General features: G+C 63.7%; 11 protein-coding genes. 1 reads left to right on the forward strand and 10 read right to left on the reverse strand.

All coding sequences use genetic code 11. The features are described 5' to 3' along the window. Positions 1-76: 76 nt before the first annotated feature. From FYJ85_RS00640 to FYJ85_RS00670, 7 genes are all read right to left on the reverse strand, one after another. Complete coding sequence (locus tag FYJ85_RS00640; RefSeq protein WP_106053106.1) at positions 77-1,102, reverse strand: ABC transporter ATP-binding protein; 1,026 nt, start codon at positions 1,100-1,102, stop codon at positions 77-79. Positions 1,103-1,352: 250 nt separating this feature from the next. After that, on the reverse strand, positions 1,353-2,396 hold the full coding sequence (locus tag FYJ85_RS00645) for an ABC transporter ATP-binding protein (RefSeq protein WP_106053107.1): 1,044 nt from the start codon (positions 2,394-2,396) through the stop codon (positions 1,353-1,355). Between the two features lie 12 nt (positions 2,397-2,408). After that, on the reverse strand, positions 2,409-3,551 hold the full coding sequence (locus FYJ85_RS00650) for an ABC transporter permease (RefSeq protein WP_206212900.1): 1,143 nt from the start codon (positions 3,549-3,551) through the stop codon (positions 2,409-2,411). Continuing rightward, on the reverse strand, positions 3,548-6,910 hold the full coding sequence (locus FYJ85_RS00655; protein ID WP_154416657.1) for an ABC transporter substrate-binding protein: 3,363 nt from the start codon (positions 6,908-6,910) through the stop codon (positions 3,548-3,550). The genes FYJ85_RS00650 and FYJ85_RS00655 overlap by 4 nt, the downstream gene beginning before the upstream one ends. A gap of 1 nt (position 6,911) precedes the next feature. Beyond that, the gene (locus FYJ85_RS00660) at positions 6,912-7,991 is read right to left on the reverse strand and encodes a M14 family zinc carboxypeptidase (protein ID WP_154416658.1); all 1,080 of its coding nucleotides are present in this window, start codon (positions 7,989-7,991) and stop codon (positions 6,912-6,914) included. Then, positions 7,988-10,663, reverse strand: coding sequence for a heparinase II/III domain-containing protein (locus FYJ85_RS00665; protein WP_154416659.1), 2,676 nt, complete (start codon positions 10,661-10,663; stop codon positions 7,988-7,990). Before FYJ85_RS00665 ends, FYJ85_RS00660 begins: the two co-directional genes overlap by 4 nt. A 20-nt stretch (positions 10,664-10,683) precedes the next feature. Beyond that, positions 10,684-11,505 carry a type II secretion system protein gene (locus tag FYJ85_RS00670; RefSeq protein ID WP_154416660.1) on the reverse strand — a complete coding sequence of 274 codons (822 nt, stop codon included), beginning with the start codon at positions 11,503-11,505 and terminating at the stop codon, positions 10,684-10,686. Positions 11,506-11,682: 177 nt separating this feature from the next. Here FYJ85_RS00670 and FYJ85_RS00675 point away from each other — a divergent pair, with 177 nt between their 5' ends. Continuing rightward, entirely contained in the window at positions 11,683-12,735 is a 1,053-nt protein-coding gene (locus tag FYJ85_RS00675; RefSeq protein WP_154416661.1) for a GntR family transcriptional regulator, read from the forward strand. Between the two features lie 24 nt (positions 12,736-12,759). On the opposite strand, the gene FYJ85_RS00680 is transcribed toward FYJ85_RS00675, so the two are convergent. From FYJ85_RS00680 to FYJ85_RS00690, 3 genes are all read right to left on the reverse strand, one after another. Then, entirely contained in the window at positions 12,760-13,545 is a 786-nt protein-coding gene (locus FYJ85_RS00680; protein WP_206212901.1) for a helix-turn-helix domain-containing protein, read from the reverse strand. Positions 13,546-13,642: 97 nt separating this feature from the next. Beyond that, positions 13,643-18,388, reverse strand: coding sequence for a sugar-binding protein (locus FYJ85_RS00685; RefSeq protein WP_154416663.1), 4,746 nt, complete (start codon positions 18,386-18,388; stop codon positions 13,643-13,645). A gap of 44 nt (positions 18,389-18,432) precedes the next feature. Next, positions 18,433-19,239, reverse strand: a complete 807-nt coding sequence (locus FYJ85_RS00690) for a type II secretion system protein (protein ID WP_154416664.1) — start codon at positions 19,237-19,239, stop codon at positions 18,433-18,435. Positions 19,240-19,243: the final 4 nt, after the last annotated feature.

Consider the following 19,243-nt stretch of genomic DNA (forward strand, 5'->3'; position numbering starts at 1 on the left):
AACGGAAGATACCGGTGAAAAGGGGTTGACAAAAAAGAAGATTTTATTTATTATTAATCTTCGGAGAATCGGATCATCATCCCGCGGAAGTGCATGCCGCGAAGTGATCCGGGCCGACCGGAAGAAGCTCCGGCACTTCCGCCGCACACCCCTTCCCCGCTTCCGGGCAGCGCGGCGCGAAGGCGCATCCGGGCGGGAGGTTCCCGGCATCGGCAACCTCCCCGGCCTTCGGAAGCTCCCGCCTCCGGTCCGGGTCCGGCACCGGCGCGGAAGCCAGCAGCAGCCGGGTATACGGGTGAACCGGGTGCCCGAACAACTCTTCCGTCGGCGCGATTTCAACGATCCGCCCCGCATACATCACGGCGACCCGGTCGCAGATGTGTCGAACCACCCCGAGATCGTGCGCGACGAAAATGTACGACAGCCCCATGTCGCGTTTCAGGTCGTCGAGCAGGTTGATGACCTGCGCCTGCACCGAAACATCGAGTGCCGAAACCGCCTCGTCCGCCACCACGAAACGCGGATTCATCACCAGCGCGCGGGCGATGCCGATCCGCTGCCGCTGACCGCCGGAAAACGCGTGCGGATAACGGGTCTTGTATTCGGGTTTGAGCCCGACCTTCAACAGCATTTCATCGACGCGGCGCTCAAGCTCCGCCCCCTTCGCCATCCGGTGAATCACCAGCGGTTCGGCGACGATTCCGCCGACCGTCATGCGCGGGTTCAGGCTCGAAAACGGGTCCTGGAAAATCATCTGCGCGGATCGCCTGAGCGGAATCAGCTCCCTGGCCGTCAGCTCTCCGAAATCGACGTAGCGACCGTCGCCCGCCGCATCGAAATATGCGTGGCCGGACGTGAAGTCGAGCGCCCGCAGAATCGTCCGCACCGTCGTCGATTTTCCGCAGCCCGACTCCCCGACCAGCCCGAGCGTCTCGTTCCGCCGCAGGTCGAACGAAACGCGGTTCACCGCCTTCACGTCACCGGTCTTCTTCGGAATCACTCCCCGGCTGCGGATCGGGAAAAATTTGCACAAATCCCGCACCGCCAGCAACGGCGGCGCATCGGAAAGCGCGCTGAAATCGTCTGTGCTGTAAGCGTTCATATCTGCTCTATATCGTTCTCCGGCCTCATTCTGATTTATGCCTGATTTATGTTTGATTTACATCGTCTTCCGGCTGGATTCTGATTCATGTCTGAATTATGTCGTTTCCCGGCTTTTCCGCGCCTGCGGCGCCGGGTCTTTATGCGCATTCGCGCAACAGACCGCGTACGAATGCCTCCGGCGGCCGGGGCGCGTCGCCCCCGGCCCCCGGACCGGCAGGATGCCGGCGCCGTCGGCGGCTTTGCCGCCTTTACGTTTTCGCGGGCATGCGGCATTCTTTCTCTTTTTCCAACAGCACGGTCATCTCCTCCGCCCGGGCGCAGCAGATCTTCCGTTCTCCGATCGTCCGCTCCTCCGGCGGCTCCCCCTTGTCGCACAGCCCTTTCACGGCGAAATCGCAGCGCGGGTGGAACGGGCATCCCGGCGGCGTATCCAGCAGCCCCGGCACCGAGCCGCGGATCGACGGCAGCCGCTCCCCGCGTCCGTGCAATCCCGGCAGCGACGCCAGCAGCCCGTGCGTGTACGGGTGCAGCGGATTTTTGATGATCTCCCGCACGCTCCCCTGCTCGACGATCCGGCCGAGATACATCACCGCCACCAGGTCCGCCGTCTCCGCAACCACCGCCAGATCGTGCGTGATCAGAAGCACGCTGCTGCCCGTCTCGCGCTGCAGGCTCCGCATCAGCGAAAGCACCTGCGACTGGATCGTCACGTCGAGCGCCGTCGTCGGCTCGTCCGCAATCAGCAGCTCCGGGCTGCTCAGCATCGCCATCGCAATCACAATCCGCTGCCGCATCCCGCCGGAGAGCTCGAACGGATACTGGTCGAACCGCCGCTCCGGCGCCGGAATCCCGACCCGGCCGAGCATCGCGATCACCCGTTCCCGCGCCTCCTTCTTCGACATCTTCCGATGCAGGAACAGCACCTCCGACAGCTGGCCGCCGATCGTATGCACCGGTGAAAGCGCCGTCATCGGCTCCTGGAAAATCATCGCAATGCGGTTGCCGCGTATCTCGTAAAGACGCGGATCTTTCTCCGAAACCGCGGCGAGATCCAGCTCCATGCCGTCCGCGCCGTGATAACGGATATGTCCGCCGGTGATCCTCCCCGGCTTCTGGATCAGCCGCAGGATCGAGTAGCTCGTCACGCTTTTGCCGCAGCCGGATTCCCCGACCAGCGCCAGCACCTTTCCGCGCGGCACGGCGAAGCGGACGCCGTTCACGGCCTTCGCCTCCCCCTCGTCCGTGAAGAAGCTGACCGTGAGACCGTCGATTTCGAGCACGTTCGGATTCATTCCCGCCCTCCCCTATTTCGATGCATACGGGTCGGCCGCGTCGCGCAGCCCGTCGCCGACGAAGTTGAAGCACAATACCGCGAACACCAGCATCAGCACCGGCGAAAGCAGCCACGGATAGTCGATGACCGCCTTCACATTCATGCACTCCTGCAGCATGACGCCCCAGCTCACCACCGGCGGACGCAGCCCGAGCCCGAGAAACGACAAGCTCGTCTCCCCGAGGATCATCCCCGGCACGGTCAGCGTCAGCGTCACGATGATGTGGCTCGCAAAGGCCGGCAGCAGGTGGCGGAACAGAATCCGCCCGTGCCCCGCCCCGAGCAGCCGGGCCGCGACCGCGTAATCCTCCTCGCGCAGGCTCAGGATCTTGCCGCGCACGACCCGTGCGAGACCGGTCCACGACAACAGGCTCAGGGTGACCGTGATCGCGAAATAGGTCTCGAGCGGGCTCCAGTCCGCCGGTACCGCCGCCGCCAGCGCGAGCCACATCGGCAGCTGCGGGAACGAGTTGATGATCTCGATCACCCGCTGGATCGCCGTGTCGGTCACTCCGCCGCAATACCCTGAAATCCCGCCGATCACCACGCCGAGCACGAACGAGAGGAACACTCCGACCAGCCCGACCGACAGCGAAATCGTCGATCCCTGCACGATGCGGCTCCAGATGTCGCAGCCGAATTTGTCCGCCCCGGCCATGTAATAGACGAAACGCTTCTCGTCGCCGGGCTTGAAGTCCGGAATCCGGCCGGTGTCGACCCCGAACAGATGACGGTCCGTCGGAAAGATCCCCCAGAGCCTGTACGGCACGCCCCGGACGAAGAAACCGAGCGGCGCGTTGTTTTCGGGCGCATCCTCATAGTAGCTGTTCAGCGTGACCGGATCGACCATCCGCCTGAGCCCTTTGGCGTGCAGCCCCGTCTCCCGGTCGAAGCCGAGCTTCTGCGGGGGGCAGTAGATGTAGTCGAGATTCCGCTCGTACTTGCCGTACGGCGCGAAAAACGGCGAGAAAAGCGCCATGATGTAAAGCCCCGCCAGCAGAAACGCGGCCGCCACAGCGAGCTTGTGCCTGCGGAATTTCAGCAGCGTGAGCTGCCGCTGGTTCAGCATGTCGTAGGTCAGCGGGCCGGGCGGCGTGAAAAGTCTGATTCTCATCGGGTTCCGCCTCCTTCCAGCCGGATGCGCGGATCAACCATCATCAGCAGCAGATCGCTGACCAGCGTCCCCATGACGCCGAGCAGGCTCAGCACCATCAGCATCGAACCGGCCATATTCATATCCTGGCTGAACAGCGCCGACAGCATCAGCGGCCCCACCGTCGGCAGACTCATGACGATCGCGACGATCGAACTGCCGGAAACGAGCGTCGGAAACAACGTCCCGATCCCTGAAATGAACGGGTTCAGCGCCATGCGCACCGGATATTTGAACAGCAGCTTCAGCGGCCGCACTCCCTTTGCGCGGGCGGTCACCACATACGGCTTGCGCAGTTCGTCGAGCAGATTCGCGCGCATGACCCGGATCATCCCGGCGGTTCCGGCCACGCCGACCACGAGGATCGGCACCCAGATGTGCCGGCAGAGATCGACGGCCTTGCCCCAGCTCCATTCGGGCTGAATCGCGTACTCCGGCGAAAACAGCCCCGAAATCCCGGTCAGCGCCATCAGGATCAGCGCCAGCAGGAACGACGGCACGCACATGCCGAGAAATCCGAGCACCGAAATGAGGTAATCGCCCGCCGAATACTGCCGGCAGGCCGAATAGATCCCGATCGGCAGCGCAAGGCTCCAGGTCAGCAGCACCGTGCCGAGCGATATGAGAACGGTCAGTAAAATCCGGTCGCCGACCATCGAATTCACGCTCTTCGAGGTCTCCATCGAATAACCCATCTCACCCTGCAGCAGCCCGGCGTCCTTCGGGTCGAAGGTGACGAACCAGGTGAACCCCATCCAGCGGCAGTAGCGTTTCCAGGCCGGGTCGTCGAAGCGGAAGAGCACGCGCAGGTCGTCGATCTGCGACTCGATCTGCTCCGGCGACGCGCCCGACTCCTCGAGCTGCATGATGCGGTTGCTGAGGTAGTCCCCCGGCGGCAGCTGGATGATCGTGAAGACGCAGACCGAAATCACGAACAGCGTCGGAACCATGATGACCAGCCGCCGCAGCACGAACGGATGCTTCAGGATCAGCAGCAGCACGAGCAGCCCCGCCGCCGCCAGCAGCGACAGCTGAACCGCGCGCCCGAGCGCCGAGACCGGCACCCCGGAGACCGGCGGAATCTCATCGCCCGCAGCGAGCTGGCGGACCGTATCCGCATCGGCCGCCGCGGACGGGCGGTCGAAACAGTAGGTTTCGGGCGCCGTGTTGCCGGGAGTCAGGAAGCAGTATCCCTCTACCGCCTTTTCCGGAACGTTCCGCATGTTCTCAGAGACGACGACGATCTTGGGCGGCGCGCTCGCCACGTTGATGGTCCAGAGGTTTTCGGCCGCGATATCGGTGATCTCGCGCATGAGCTCCTTCTGCCGCGCCGGGTCCGCCGAGCGGACCGCCTCCTCGTAGCACTCGATCGCGCGGTACATCGGGCTCGTCCGCGGCACCGGAACGGCTCCGGGATTGCCCGCTTCGGGAGCCCCGTACATGCCGTTCAGCGAAAACCAGTTGCCCCAGCCGATCGCGTAGGCGGATTCGTTCGTCGTCGCCACGAAGCTGCGCGGGGAAAGCAGCGGGACGATCTCCGACTCGCTCGACCAGATGTAGAAGTCGTAGTTGCGCGACAGCTTGCGCACGGTCAGCAGCGGGCGCGAACAGAGCTGGTACATGCAGCGGATTCCGACCTTCGCCCAGTCGTCCGCCACGAACTGCGCCGGGCCGGTCCCGGTGAAATCCGTGAAGATCATGTAAAACGTGACCGGGCGGCCGTTTTCGTCGCAGCGGAACCCGTCTTTGCGCACCGCCGGGTCGAGCCCGAGCCTCCGCCAGACCGCGTCGAGCTTCCGGTTCGCTTCGGCCGGATCGTGCCGCGTGAAGGCGGTGCGGAGCTTTTCGGAGGGGTAGAGCGAATACGGCCCCGGCTCGACCTGGTGCGGCTTCGCCAGCCCGGCGTAGAACGCATCGATGATCGGCCCGCGGTCGACCGCGAGCGACAACGCCTGCCGGAACTCTTTTTCGGCCAACAGTTTTCCCTTCAACTCCGAAGCGCGGTCGTCCGCAATTACGGCGCGGTTCAGATTCGGGTAGATCAGCCACTCGCTCGATGTACCCGGAATCCAGCAGAGCACGCGGAATTTGTTTTCCCGGGCCCGTTCCATGAACTCCGTGTAGTTCTCGAAGCGGATGTAGCGGAACTGCATGTCGGCGCGGCCGCTCGCCACCGCCAGCGGCACCATCATCGAATCGATGAACTCCAGCTGGAGCCGGTCGATGTACGGCAGCTGCCGCCCCTCTTCATCGACCGCGAAATAGTACGGGTTGCGCACGAACGACATCGGCGACATCGTCGTATATTTGCGGTAAAGCCACGGGCCGAGCGACGGCAGAGCCGGATTGTTCGCGCTCATCAGCGTATAGAGCGAACGCGCGTTCGGCATGTTGTACTTCGCCATCTCCGCGGCGAGGAACGCCTTGTCGCCGTAATCGGGATGATACTTTTTCAGGTAATGCGCCGGAGCGAAGGCGGCCTGCGTCGCAAGCGTCTCGAGGAAATCCGCGCGCGGCTCCGGGAAGGTCCAGCGGACCTTGTGCGGCCCGAGCTTCTCAAGCGTCGCGGGCCTGCCGCCGACCGTGAAATGCTTGTAGACGCGGCCGCCGCCGAGCGATTCCGCCAGCATGAAGTCGTTCCAGAAGAAGAGCACGTCGTCCGCCGTGAACGGGTGGCCGTCGCTCCAGCGGATCTTCCGCAGCGTGACCTCCCAGATTCGCCCTTCCTCCTTCATCTCGTACGCTTTGGCGATGTGCGGCACGATCGGGTATCCGGCCGGGCCGAACCGGAACAGCCGGTCGTAGAAGATGCGGGCGGTCGCGGCCGCGGCGTCCGAACCGGAACCGGCAACGAACTGCACCCAGACCCCGCCGAATTTGCCGGGCCCGTCGCAGCCGCGCATGACGACCGGCTCGGGGCCGGTCCGCTCCGCGACCGGCGGCAGGTCGACCCGGTCGAGCACCGGACTCTGCTTCCGCGGATACCAGGCCGGCAGCCTGCCCGCCCGGATCAGCCGCTCGACCTCTCCCGGAGCCGCCCCGGGAAACCGCTTCCGGAATTCGGCGGCGCGCCGGTAATCCGCCTCCGGCACGCTCCGCACCACACTGTAGCGGACGCCGTCGAGCGACTCCGGCAGCTGCCGCGCCGCCGCGGCCGCTTCCGCTTCGGCGGCGGTGCGCCGTCCGCGCCCCGGCCGCGTATCCGGCATGACCAGGTATGCGAAGAGCAGCGTCGCGCCGTAAAGCGCGGCGAGCGCCCCGAGAAGGCCGAGCAGGACCTTCCATTTCGCAACCGGACGAATGATCTTTTTCCGACTCATTTCAGCGCAGCAGCGTCTCCCGTTTCACGAACGGGTCCGCGAGGCCCGATTCGAGCAGTGTTTCAAAAGTCACGAAATTCACATCGAGCATCTGCTCGAACGACAATCCGCCGGAGACCGTGCATTCGAGCGTCAGCGCAAGCGCGCCGGAGGCCAGCGTGAAGAGATTGTTCAGATTCACCTGCCTGCCGGGCCTTCCCTCTCCGGCGGGCGTTTTCCGCAGACCGGCCTCGAAAAGCGCCCGGTTCACGGCGGAATACGCCCGCAGCCCGCGCCCGACATGGCTGAGATAGTTGAACTCGGAGGGCGGCAGCAGCACCGGCTCCCCCTCGCACGAGTGCGCATTCAGCACAAAATCGGCGCTGTAACGCTCGATGAGACGCAGCAGCGCCTTCGCCTCGGCGGTCCGGATATGGCCGGGACATGCGTCGTGCATGATGTTGAACCCCTCCGAATTCGGATATCCGCCCGGATAGGCGACTCGGTCGAGCGGAAGCGGGAAGAATTCCTTGCTGCCGCGCCAGCCGATCAGCGACCCGTCGAGCCAGCAGCCCTGCGACACCCGGCGGAACGTCTCGTACGGCACGCCGCGCAGGTGGTCCGGCGAAATCGACCGCCCGTCCATGTTCACGCAGGGCAGCACGATAAGCCGGTAGTGCCCGAGCAGGGAAACCAGCCGTTCGTGACTGCGCCCGAGCAGGTCGGTTCCGTGTTCCAGAAGCTCGATCAGATTCACCGCAAAAGCGACGCTCTCGGCCTCGGCGCCGTGGATTCCGGCGCACCAGACCACCGTCGGCGGCAGCCCGGCGCGGCGGAAGTAGCTCGAATCCGACGTCGAGGACGAACCGGCCGACCAGTTCGTCTGCGGCGGCGGCTCCGAAAAGTCGCCGTAGAACACGGCGTACACGGGGAAGCCGCCCGGCGTCCGCGCGATGACCTCGCTCCGGCCGCGCCGGACCGATTCGCAAACCGCCCCGATCTCCCCGGGACGCACGCGCCAGTAGGCCGGGCGCGGCTCCAGGCCATCGACCGAAGCAGGCGCAAAACGCCCGCCGGCCAACTGTTTCAACGCAGCGATCATGGTCTGTCCCCTCCCGGAACGGTTCTGAATTCAGCCCTGATTTCAAGCTCCGCCCCGGGTTCGACCGGCAGCCGGAGCGTCTTCGGCGCATCATGCCAGACCCTGACCGGGGCGGACAGGAGCGGCGCGCCGTTCACACTCAATTCCGAAAATTCGACGTAATATATCATGCGTTTCCCATCTTTGCGAATATCCGGGCCGCGAAGCTGCAGAATCAGCGTGCCGCCGCCCTCCGCCTTGAGTCTGCAATGCCCCTCCTTCGTCTCCCCGGCACCCGCGAACTGCACGAGCCCGCCCTTCCCCTGCGCGAACCAGCGCGGCTGTTCCCAGTAAGCGGCGTTCCCCTTGTCGCCGAGCAGGACCCGGCCGCCGGAAACCGACGCATCGATCCGGGCGAAATCCGCAGGGGAAGGCTTTGCCGGCGGCGCTTTTTTCTCTGCCGCCGGCTTCACGACCGGAACCGGTTTCAGCAGCGGCCGGTCAACCAGCGTTTTCCCGTTTTCGCGGATCGTGACATGGCCGCCGATCAGGCCGTCGCGGTTGAAACGGACCTCGCACTCGCGCCCTTCGGCAGTCGTGAACTTCACGCCGTCCTGCTCCGCATCGCGCAGCAGCTGCGTGCCGGCCATCTGCGAAACGCTCCGGTCCGCGGCCTGGAGCACGGTCAGGAAACGGGCCTTCCGCGCCTGTCCGGGCGGCGAAAGCTCCAGCCGGCAGCGTCCGGACCAGTTCGGTTTTGCAAAAGCCTTTTCGTGGTTCGGAATCTCCCAGTTGCGTCCGTTCGTCCAGAACTCCTTCCCGGGGCCGCCGATCACTTCGGCTGCGGCCTGTTCCGGCAGCAGCGGGCGGATGAACAGCGCCCCCTCCCCGGCCTCGCTCCGCCAGAGGCCCGGCGAAAGCTCTTCCGGTTCGTTCTGCGTATGGAGCAGAAAACTCTTTTTCTGATCCGGCTTCACCGATGTGACCCGGTCGTAAATCACGAAGTAATCGGGGGCGACGTAGACGAACTGGCGCACGGCCTCGCTGCACTTCTCCGGCGCATAGCAGCCGGTCGCATCTCCGCCGGTGACGGCGTGGTACGGGCTTTTTTCAAAACCGAGCGGACGGTTCGCCGCCATGCGGCTCTGGCCGCCGTCGTTGAAGACCTTTCCGGGAATGGCCGGCGCATTGGCCGGATACCAGTAAGGCGGCAGAGGCTCGTTCTCCATCCGGATCAGAATCGAATTATGCGCGACGGTCTGCGGATAGTAGACCCTGTGATGCGCCGCCGAACCGCGTTCGCCCGTATCGAGCGCCTGAAATCCCTGTCTGTAGATGATGAAGCTGTTCTCGTCGTAGTGCTGGTGCTGCGTATGGCGCGCCCCGGCTTTGATCGAGGCATAAGTGTCGTTCTCCGTCGCTCCCGAACGCACGATCATGAGCCCGAAGGTCGGAAAATAGGCGGCGATATCGCCGGCGAGCACCTGTTCCGGCGGTTCGGCATTCTTCACTTCCGGGTCGAAGCCGGTCAGGATGAACGGCAGATACGGGTAGGTGCGCAGCGCGAGGATCTTCCGGATATGCGGCGGAATCATCTCCATCACGGCCCGCGCCTGCTTCGCGCGTTCCGGCTCCGACCCGCCGTAAAAGTGGATCGCCTGCGCAAGATGCGTGTACATGAGGTAGCACGGCATCGCGTTGGTGCCGTGGAACGCATCGCCCCAGCCGAAATCGAGAAAGCCGTCCTTCGCCGCGCGGCTCGGAATCGCGGCCCAGGAGAACCAGTTGCCGTAATCGCGCATCTGGGTCCAGTGCTCCGTGCCGTCGATTCCCGCCGCGCTTTCAAGCACGTGCAGAAAGTTGTAGCTCGCCCACGGATACTGCCCGAAGCTGTAGCCGGAACAGATCGAGGTCAGCAGCCCGCTGCCGCCCGAAATTTCGTCGCGCAGATTCATCATGGCGGTATTGAGTCTGTACCCGTTCCGCAGCAGCTTCTCCGCCCGCGCATCATCGATGCCGTCGCCGTAAGCGGCGAGCCCGGCATAGAGCTGCAGCCCCGGTTCGCCGTAGTTGCCGGTCTCGGGGCCGCCGCCGTTGCGCATATAACCCGGATTCTGCATATGTTCGACGTGCTTCAGCATCGGCCCGAGGAAGCCGCGCCGTTCCTCCGGCGTCAGTTCGTTGTAAAGCCAGTCGTATGCGACAAGCCCCGAAAGGCGCGTGTTGTTGAACCACTCCGGCAGAATCCGGCAGCGGTCGCTCCATTCGACGAATTCGACCAGCAGCTTCAGATACCGCTTCGATTTCTCGAAATACGCCCGGTCGCCGGTCGCAAGATAGAGAATCGCGCATTCGAGCGCTTCGGTGCCGCCGGAGGTTTTCACCGCGTAAATCGCGGCGTTCTGGTCGTTCAGGAGCTTTTTGAAAACAAGCTTTCCGCCCTTCATCTCGGCGACATCGGCCTTGAATTCCAGCCCGGGCTCCGCCGGGAGCGCGTCGGTCCGCTTCTTCATGTCGTCGAGCAGCGGCCTGCAGAGCGTATTCGCCCGTTCCCGGAAGGCCGGGAGCGTCTCGCGCGTCAGGAACATGCGCGGATGGTCCGGCCGGATTCTCCCGGCAAACTCCTCGAAGGTGGGGGCCGCGCCGAGCGTCAGGACCGCCAGGGCCGCGGCTGCAGTCAATGCGAATTTCATTTTTCCGTCTCCCGGTTTGATCAGTTGCAGGGCGAGCCGAGCTCGCTGTTGTATCCGGCGCCGAGCGCATTGGTGACTTCGCCGTCCCGGTTGTCGCCGGCGGCGTTGGTCAGTGTGTTGCGCGGATCTTTCGGCACCGCCTTGAGTTCGGAATAGCTTCGTTTCTCAACATGGCCGTCCGCATACACGAAGTTCCCCCGGCTTGCCGCCGGCGGGAGCTGGTTCGGGCCGTCATCGAGGTTGATGCGCGGATCACCGCCGTGACGGTAGCTCGCAAAGCCGATCGTGTTGAAATGAAAGACCATGCAGCGCGCGTTGTCCCCCATCGAGAGCGCCTGAGACGGCGCGTGAATCGCCGAGGTCTTGCGGAAGCGCCCGCCGCTGCCGCCGGCAAAGAATCCGGCGTGGAAGAAGGAGTTCACCCCGTAGTGCGACCCGCCGAAAGCGGCCTCGACCGTCTTGTGCGTCCTGGAAGAGTCAGACGAAAACGGCCGGGCCTCGCCGGGGCAGACGAACGAACCCTTCGTCACATCCGCGCCGTACCAGGTCACGCCGCCGTAGGCGCTCCCGCTCGGTTTGCCGGCGGTGTCGGAATTGGAGTGTCCGGAAAGAAGACGGATGAAAACCCGCTTTTCTATCGGCGCACTCCCCGGCAGGATGAAATCCTGGTTGTCGTTCGAGTACATGATCGAGGCCAGCCCGAGCTGTTTCAGGTTGTTCACGCAGCCCGAGGCCCGGGCGGCGGAACGCGCCTGGTGCAGCGCCGGCAGCAGCATCGACGCCAGAATCGCGATGATTGCAATAACGACCAGAAGTTCGATCAGGGTAAAGAGCCGCTTCATTTCCACTTCCTTTCTGTAAGGTTCCGGTACCGGGTCAACTCCTATATAGGAGTATAGCAAAAAAGAGGCCGTTTGTCAATAGCCGGAACGAAAAAAAAACGAAAAAAAACGGACTTTCCCCCTGGCAACTCCGTTACAGGAGCACTATAATATAAAGGAAGGAGAAATCTGCACGTGATGGATCGGAAACTCTGGGAGCAGCTCCCCGTCTACCGGCGGCTGGAGAATGAAGTCAAGCGTCATATCGCCGACCGCCGGCTCAAGCGGCACGACCGGCTGCCCTCCGAGTCGCAGCTGGCCGCCGAGTACGGCGTGAGCATCGGAACGGTGCGCAAGGCGCTGAACAATCTCGTGACGGAGAAGATCATCTACCGCCGCCACGGTCAGGGAACGTTTGTCTCCCCGCGCAGCCGCAAAGGGAGGATTCTCGTCGTCGCCGGCAGATACGGGGCGGACTCCGGGCTCGGCGAAGATTTCCTGAACTTCCTGTTCGGCGCGCTCGACGAAGCGAATTCGGCCGACCTGCCCTGCGAACCGGCGCTGGTCGAGCTCGAAGATTTTTTCCGCAATCTCGACGATGTCCGGATGATCTACCCCGAAACGGTCGGCGTGCTGTTCTTCCGCGGCCACGAAAACCTGCTCCGGGCGGAAAAAGCGCTCGAAAAGCAGGAGCTGCCGTTCCTCTTCTACGGGCCGAATCTGTACGGAGAGAAATCGAAGCGTTACTCGACCGTCCACCACAACGAAGCCTCCGTCGCGGCGCTGCTGGCGGAGTGCTATGCGTCGCGCGGTTTCCGCCGCGTGCTGTCGCTCGAGGACGGCAATGACATCACCCGCGCCCGCGTCCGGCTGCTGACCGAAGCGCTCGCCGGCTCCGGCATCGCGTGCGAAAGCCGCAGCTGGCCCGAACTTTCGCGGCAGCCGGAAGAGCTGCGCCGCCTGGCCGGGGAATTCGACGTGATCAGCGCCGCCGTCACGCAGACCGCCATCGAAGCGGTCCAGATCCTCGAGCGCGATCTCCGCCTCCGCGTGCCGGACACGATCGCCGCCGCCGGAATCGACAATACCCCCGGCAGCTGGCAGCTCCGCCCTCAGTTGACCGTGGTGGACCTCTGCAACGGCGAGAACGGCCGGCTCTGCATCCGCAAATTCAGCGAGCTCATCACCGCCGGCAGCCGCCCGTTCCATCTCGACGGCAAGCTGGCGCTCATCCGGCGCGAAAGCTGCTGAGCGGAACAGCGGCTGTTCTCCGGCTTACTCCGTATTGACGTGCCCCAGCGAGTGGGCTTTGCGGTATTCCGCCGGCGTCTGCCCGTACAGCGCGCGGAACCGGCGGCGGAAGTAGGCGAGGTCGTTGAAGCCGGATTCGTAGGCGACCTCCTTCACATTGAGTTTTCCCGCCAGCAGCAGCCGGCAGGCGTGGGCGAGACGCACCCGGTTGATCTCTTCGGTCACCGTGCATCCCCAGCTGCGGCGGCAGAGCCGGTTCAGGTAGTCGGCACTGCACTGCAGCTCCTCCGCCAGAAGCGCCGTCGAGAGCGACTCGTCGAAGTGAAGCCGGATATGGGTCCGGGCGCGCTCTGCCAGTCCGGAAGCGGCCTTCTCCTCTTTCCCTTCCGAACGCCGGCCCGCCTCCAGCAGCAGAAGCTCCGCAAGCAGATCGGCGCCGGGACCGGGACCGCTTTCGCGGAGCTCCGAAAGCAGGAGCCGGTAGTACTCCCCGAACCGCCCGGGGCGGCCGGAACGCCCGCTCGACGGCATCGCCTCAAGCCGCGCACCCCCTTCCGCGCCGCGCGGGACGAAGTGCCCCCAGTAAAACACGAGCTGCGGCTCGTAGGCGGCAAGCCCGCCGTGACGGCGGCCGGGACGCAGCAGCAGCCACTCCCCCGCCGAAAGCCGGAACGTCCGCCCGGCCTCGAACATCTCAAGTTTCCCGGCATCGACATAGATCAGTTCATAGCTGTCGATGACCCGGGTGCCGTGCCGCCCGCGGCCGCGCGACACGAACCGCCCGGCATTCAGCATCCGCACCGTCTCCATAGTTCCTCCCCCTCCGGTTGCCGCCTGGACCACGCTATTTAACATAGCGCAGCCGGGCCGGATTGCAAGCCCGGAGGGAGAGGGAGGCGGAGCGGCGCTATTTGATCAGGACCCCCATCCGGTTCGCGTCGAACGGAATCATGCCGCCGCCGAGCTCGACGACGCGCTCCTTTCCCTGTCCGTCGCGGTTCACGATGCGGAGCGACATGCCGTCCCCGGGGACCATATTTCCGCGCGGAATGACGACATCGAGGTCGATGTGCTCCGCTGTGCGGCGCAGCACCCGGACGCACTCGTCGGCGCTCACGGCCGTTTCGATCCCGTACCGGCCGTTCCAGCGGTAGCTGTGGCTCCTGCCGCCGACGGCCGAGAAGCCGTATTCGCGGTAGCCGTCCTTATCCGAAATGCCGACGCTGAACACGTCGCCGCCGGTCCGGATGGTGCCGAGCTCCCCGGTCTGCACCGGCGTGTCGTCGTAAATCCGGGCGACGAAACGGAACGCCTCCGGCGCCTCGAAAAGCTGGTAATCGACTTTGAACTCATCGGCGGAAAAGCTTTTCGCCAGCCGGGAGAAATCCACTTCTCCGGCAAGCGGCTGCGGCTGGAAGGCCGTCATCCTGCCGTTGGCGGTGAATTCTCCGCCGTTCCACACGGTCCGGATGTCGTAGAGCTCGACGCCGTTCACGTCGCGATTCGTGAAGTTGTTGTCCCGGCGGGTGAGCGCAATCGGGACAATGACCGTTTCTCCGGGCTTGATCCCCTTGCGCCGGATCACCTCGGGCGTGAAGAACGAGCTCATCATCTTCGGAATCAGCTCGACGTCCGCCGGCTTCCCGGAGTTGTTGCGAACGATGACCGCACGGCCGGTCCCCTCCACGCTGACGGGAGGAGCGGGATTCAGATAAAAGACAGTGGGGACGATCTTCCGCCCGCCGCCGAACGTTCCGCCGAGGGCGTAATGAGCCGCCTCGAAGCCGGGACCGGACTTCAGCGTCGCAACGCAGCGCGCAGCCTGGCCGGGGGCCAGCTCCAGCCGCGCCGGCTCAAAGGAAACCGCGAGATTCTCCGCACCGCTGCCGGACGGCGTGACCGTCACGGGTTCGCCGCCCTCATTCGAATAGTAGAGTTCCAGCTCGACCGGTTCACCTTCGACCAGGTACTGATCGAAATTGCGCGTCACGTTGCCCGGCACGACATAGACGGCCTCGCTGACGTCGCCGGGCTCGCGGCGCGGGGAAACTGCGGACGGACGGAAAGCGGGGATGAAGCTCGCATCCCCGGTCAGGGCGGAAAGATCCACATTGCGGAAATAATTCACAAAGCGATCGGTCAGCTTCAGGACATAGTCGCCGTCCGGGGCCGGCCGGCGGTTGCCGTACTGGTCGAAATGCTCGGCTCCGGCGCTGCCGGGCAGCGTGAATTCGACCTCGGAGGGGAGCCTGTTCCAGAGCACGGCGGCGCCCTTTCCCTCCCCGTCCCGGAACAGGTATGCATGCACGCTGCCGTCGGCGAGCGTGACCCGGCCGACCGGAGTCAGCCCCGGATAAAAGCGGTTTTTGAACGGCTCGACCGCGCTGACCGAAGTCGCATCGGCATGTGGAATCATCGCCGCGCCGATGTCGTAGAAGATCGCCATCTCGACTCCGGCGCAAAGCAGGATCGGCGCTTTTTTGGTGATGAGTTCATCCAGCGAGCGGAAGGTGTGAAAGACGCTGCCCGACTCCGTATCCCAGACCTTCCAGCCCGGATAGAGCTTTTCGTATTCGCCGCGCGCCTTCAGCAGATTTTCGAAACCGTTGCCGTTGACCTCGACGCCGTACAGGTGCACGCCGATCACGCCGTCGGCGAACGCATTGCCGTTCTGTTCATGACATTCGCGCAGATACCCGACCGGGATCGAGTTCAGATTGCCGAGCAGAACCGTCGCTTTCGGGTCGACCTCCTTCACTGCGTTGTAGAACGGACGGTTGAACTGAATCCATTCGCGGGCGTCGGCGCGCGGCAGCCAGCCGCCGTCGAGATTCGGCTCATTCGAAAAGTTCCAGAAGTCGATCAGTCCCTCCGACGCCCGGACCGTGTCGCGGAAATAATCCGTCAGCTCGATCGGCTGCATGAACTTGCTGCGGATTTTGGACTGGTCTCCGCGCTGCAGCAGCGAGCCGACCAGAAACCCGGCCTCCTTCATCGGGCGGATCATCTCAAGGCAGCTGCGCCAGAGCGGCGTGCCGCTCGGGCTGACGAAATCAAGTTCGCCGAAGTAGACCGTTCCGACGCCCATGCCGATCAGCTCCTTCGCCTCCAGCTCCGGCTGCAGCGGCGGCGTGTGCCCGATGAAGTGCCCGTACCACATGCCGCTGAAACGGTTCATGACCGGAGCTTTCTCATATTTGTTGATGTAGAGCTCGCGGTCGGCGAGAAATTTTCCCTCCGGCGTGCGGGCCCTGACGATGCAGTTGAAAAACCCGTTCGGCAGCTCGGAAACATCGAACTTCACCTCGCTCCGTCCGGCGGGGACGGAGAGTTCCAGATCCTTCTTCAACAGCGATTTGCCGGAGAAGTAGTCCACAACCTCGCAGACGAGCTTCGCCTTCTTCGCGTCGGGTGAATCGAGCACGGCCGTGATCTCGTTCTTCTCTCCGGCGATCAGGTGCGAATAGCGGTGATCGATGCGGATCAGCATATCGAAATCGACCGGCAGCATCCGGGTGATCTTGAAATTCCGGAGCGACACGGTCCGTCCCACCCGCGCTCCGATCGCGAACAGAATCCGGCCGCTGCGCATATTGTTGCGGAAGTTCTCGCCGGCTTTCCCCTTGTAGACAAAGTGCTTCCAGTCGTTCGTCACCGTCGCGTCCCCTTCGCAGCGGAAGCCGAAGGTCACCCAGTTCGAATTGGCGAGGAAGTCGGCGCCGAGCCCCCAGAACGGCTCCTTGTCGGTCTTCGCGTCGAACTCGAGGAGCAGCGTCTCGCCGGCCAGCACGGTGAAGGCCGGCAGCAGCAGCCGGCAGCTCTCCGAAAGATGGTCCGGGTAGGTGAAATGATAAGCTCCGTCGCTGACGGTCATGACCGCTTCCGGCATATGGGTGCCCCAGAAACCGACGTGATACGGGTCGGCCGGGAAGTCGATCAGGTTGATCCGCCCCGGAAAATTGGCGTCGACCGTGTATTCGGCCGTGTCGCCGAGGTTGAACGGCCGGTAAGGCAGCGCCTGCCGCGAGACGAAAACCAGCGGGACGTAGACGCTCGAATCGTTCCACGAACGGTTCTCCTGATCTTTCGGAGAGAAGCTTAAATAGTGTTCCTGCGAAACGGTGTCGGTGTCCTGATACAGGGCGTTGAACTGCAGTTCGAGGCCGTTGAACGGATAGAGCTTCCGGACCTCGTTCTGCAGCTCGATCTTCATCATTGCCTCCCAGCCGCCTTCGACCAGCCGGGTCCGGGCCGTGGTGTTGCTGAGGGTCTTGCCGCGGGAATCGCGGCTGACGGTGAACTGCTCGTGGCGAATCCCGACGCGCGGATTCTGAAAAAGGCCGGTCGGCTGCAGGAAGAATTCAAAACAGTCGTTGGTGTGGATCGAATCGGTGCTGAAATTCAGCACATCGTCGAGGGCCCGGAAACGGACATAAATATACCTGCCGTCCGAAGCGAGCCGGAACTCCGCCTTGTTGTCTCCCGGAATCAGCGCGCTCTTGTTCAGCGACGTATTCGGGATCTCATACGCGGGGCGCCCCTGCCAGAACGGCGCGTCGAAATCGTACGGAACCGATTCGAATACCTCGATCTCGGCGCGGCCCTTCTCCGCTCCCGCCGCGGCGCGCGGCGGCGGAACGATTCCCGGCAGCTTGACGCCGTTGACCGCCGCTTCGGTCAGGTTCATTCCGATCAATTTCAGCGAAACGTCGGAGATTTCAAGCGTCGAACCGCCCATGCTCGAAAAATCGATGCGGATGTTCCGGGTCCCCTTCGGCAGCGCGCAGCGGATCTTGAAGTGCTGGACGCCGTGCCGCAGCTGGAAATGGCGCTCGCGCTCCGCCAGCGGAGTTTGCAGCTGGTTGCCGTCCTCGTCGCTGAAAATCAGGCAGAGCGCGGCTCCCTTCGCATTCTTCAGGTCGCCGGTGAAATTGACCGCAGCATCGAATTCGACGCTGCCGGAGAAATCCGGGTCGATGCTCACCCGGCCGATCAGGGCCGACCAGGTGCCGACCGGAAAGACGACCGCGGCCGGTTTCTCCGCCGTCATCGGCGTATAGCGGGCGTCGTGCGGCTTCCAGACCGTCCCCCCCTTCAGGGAGTCCCGGTTGAAAAGCTCGATTCCCTCCGCCAGAGCGGCGACATTGCCGGCCAGCACGAGGGAGTAGTCGAACAGTTCGAACACGCCGCCCTTTCCGGCTGTCAGGTCAATCCGGATCGTCGAAGTCCCCTTCGGCACCGCGCAGCGGATTTCACACGTCTGCCTGCCGGACTTCACCGGCAGAAACCGCTCCCGCTCCTTCAGCGGAACCGGGATCGCCTTGCCGCCCGCGTCGTAGAACTGCATGTTGAAAGCGGCGTTTTTCGTGGCGGCCGGATCGCTCTTCAGGCCGACTTCCGCCCGGAATACGGCATCGCCGGAGAAATCCGGGTCGACCGGCGTTTTGAAGATGAGCGCGCTCCATTTGTCGCGCGGCAGCGAAACCGCCGCCGGCGCCGCGTCCGAAGCCGGCGTGAAAACGCATTCATACGGTTCGAATGCATCCGGCTGCCTGAGCAGCCCGCTTTCAAACAGGACGATATCGGCGCAGAATGCCGCGAGTGAAGCCAGGAACAGGGCGAAAAATACCGGGAGCAAAAAAATTTGTTTCATAAAAGACTCTATTGTTCGGAGTAAGCGAAAACCGCGTTTCTCCGTCAGAAGTTATAATACATGACCGACCAGCTGTCGCCGTTGTAATTTCCCCCGAGCGGGAAAATTTTCGCGGCGAGGCTCCGGACGAGGTCCCGCGAGGCGTGGCCGTCGGCGAACAGGTAATTTTCCGCACCGCTGTGGCGGCCGACGTCGATGTGGCTTTCGTTCTTGATCTTCTGCGCATCCGGGTCGCCGTTGAAAGCGGCCCAGGAGAAGTTGAACTTGGTTTCGTTGCTGTTCGGGTCGGCCTCGTTGTAGATATACAGATCGCTCAGCATCGCAACCTTGCTGGCCTGCCGGAACCGCGACAGCCGCTTCGGACAGTACTCCTTCTGCTGGGCCGGATACCCCCAGCCGCCCTCCGGCACCATGCAGCCGAAATAGAAGCTGTAAGCGTAGTTGGTGTAAACCCGGTAGTCCACGTAATCGGCCTCGCTCTTCGGCTGCCAGGTGACGTTCGAGGGGCAGATCATGACCTTGTTGACCTTGTAGATGACGCCGCCGCCGACCAGTTTGTTGCCGGAGAGATAGGGCGCGATGTCGCTCGCCCAGCGATACCCTCCGTTATACCTGACCAGCGGCAGAAAGTCATTGCTGTCCCCGGCGTAGGAGAGCATGGCCGTGCCGATCTGCTTCTGGTTGCCGAGACAATTCGTCGCATGAGCGGCGGCCCGGGCCTGCTGCAGCGCCGGCAGCAGCATCGAAGCGAGAATCGCGATGATCGCGATGACGACCAGAAGTTCGATCAGCGTGAACCGGCGCGTCCTTTCCGGATGCGCCGCATGAATTTCATTCCTCAGCTTTTTCATCGTA

It is taken from the genome of Victivallis lenta (genome assembly GCF_009695545.1).
Taxonomy (GTDB): domain Bacteria; phylum Verrucomicrobiota; class Lentisphaeria; order Victivallales; family Victivallaceae; genus Victivallis; species Victivallis lenta.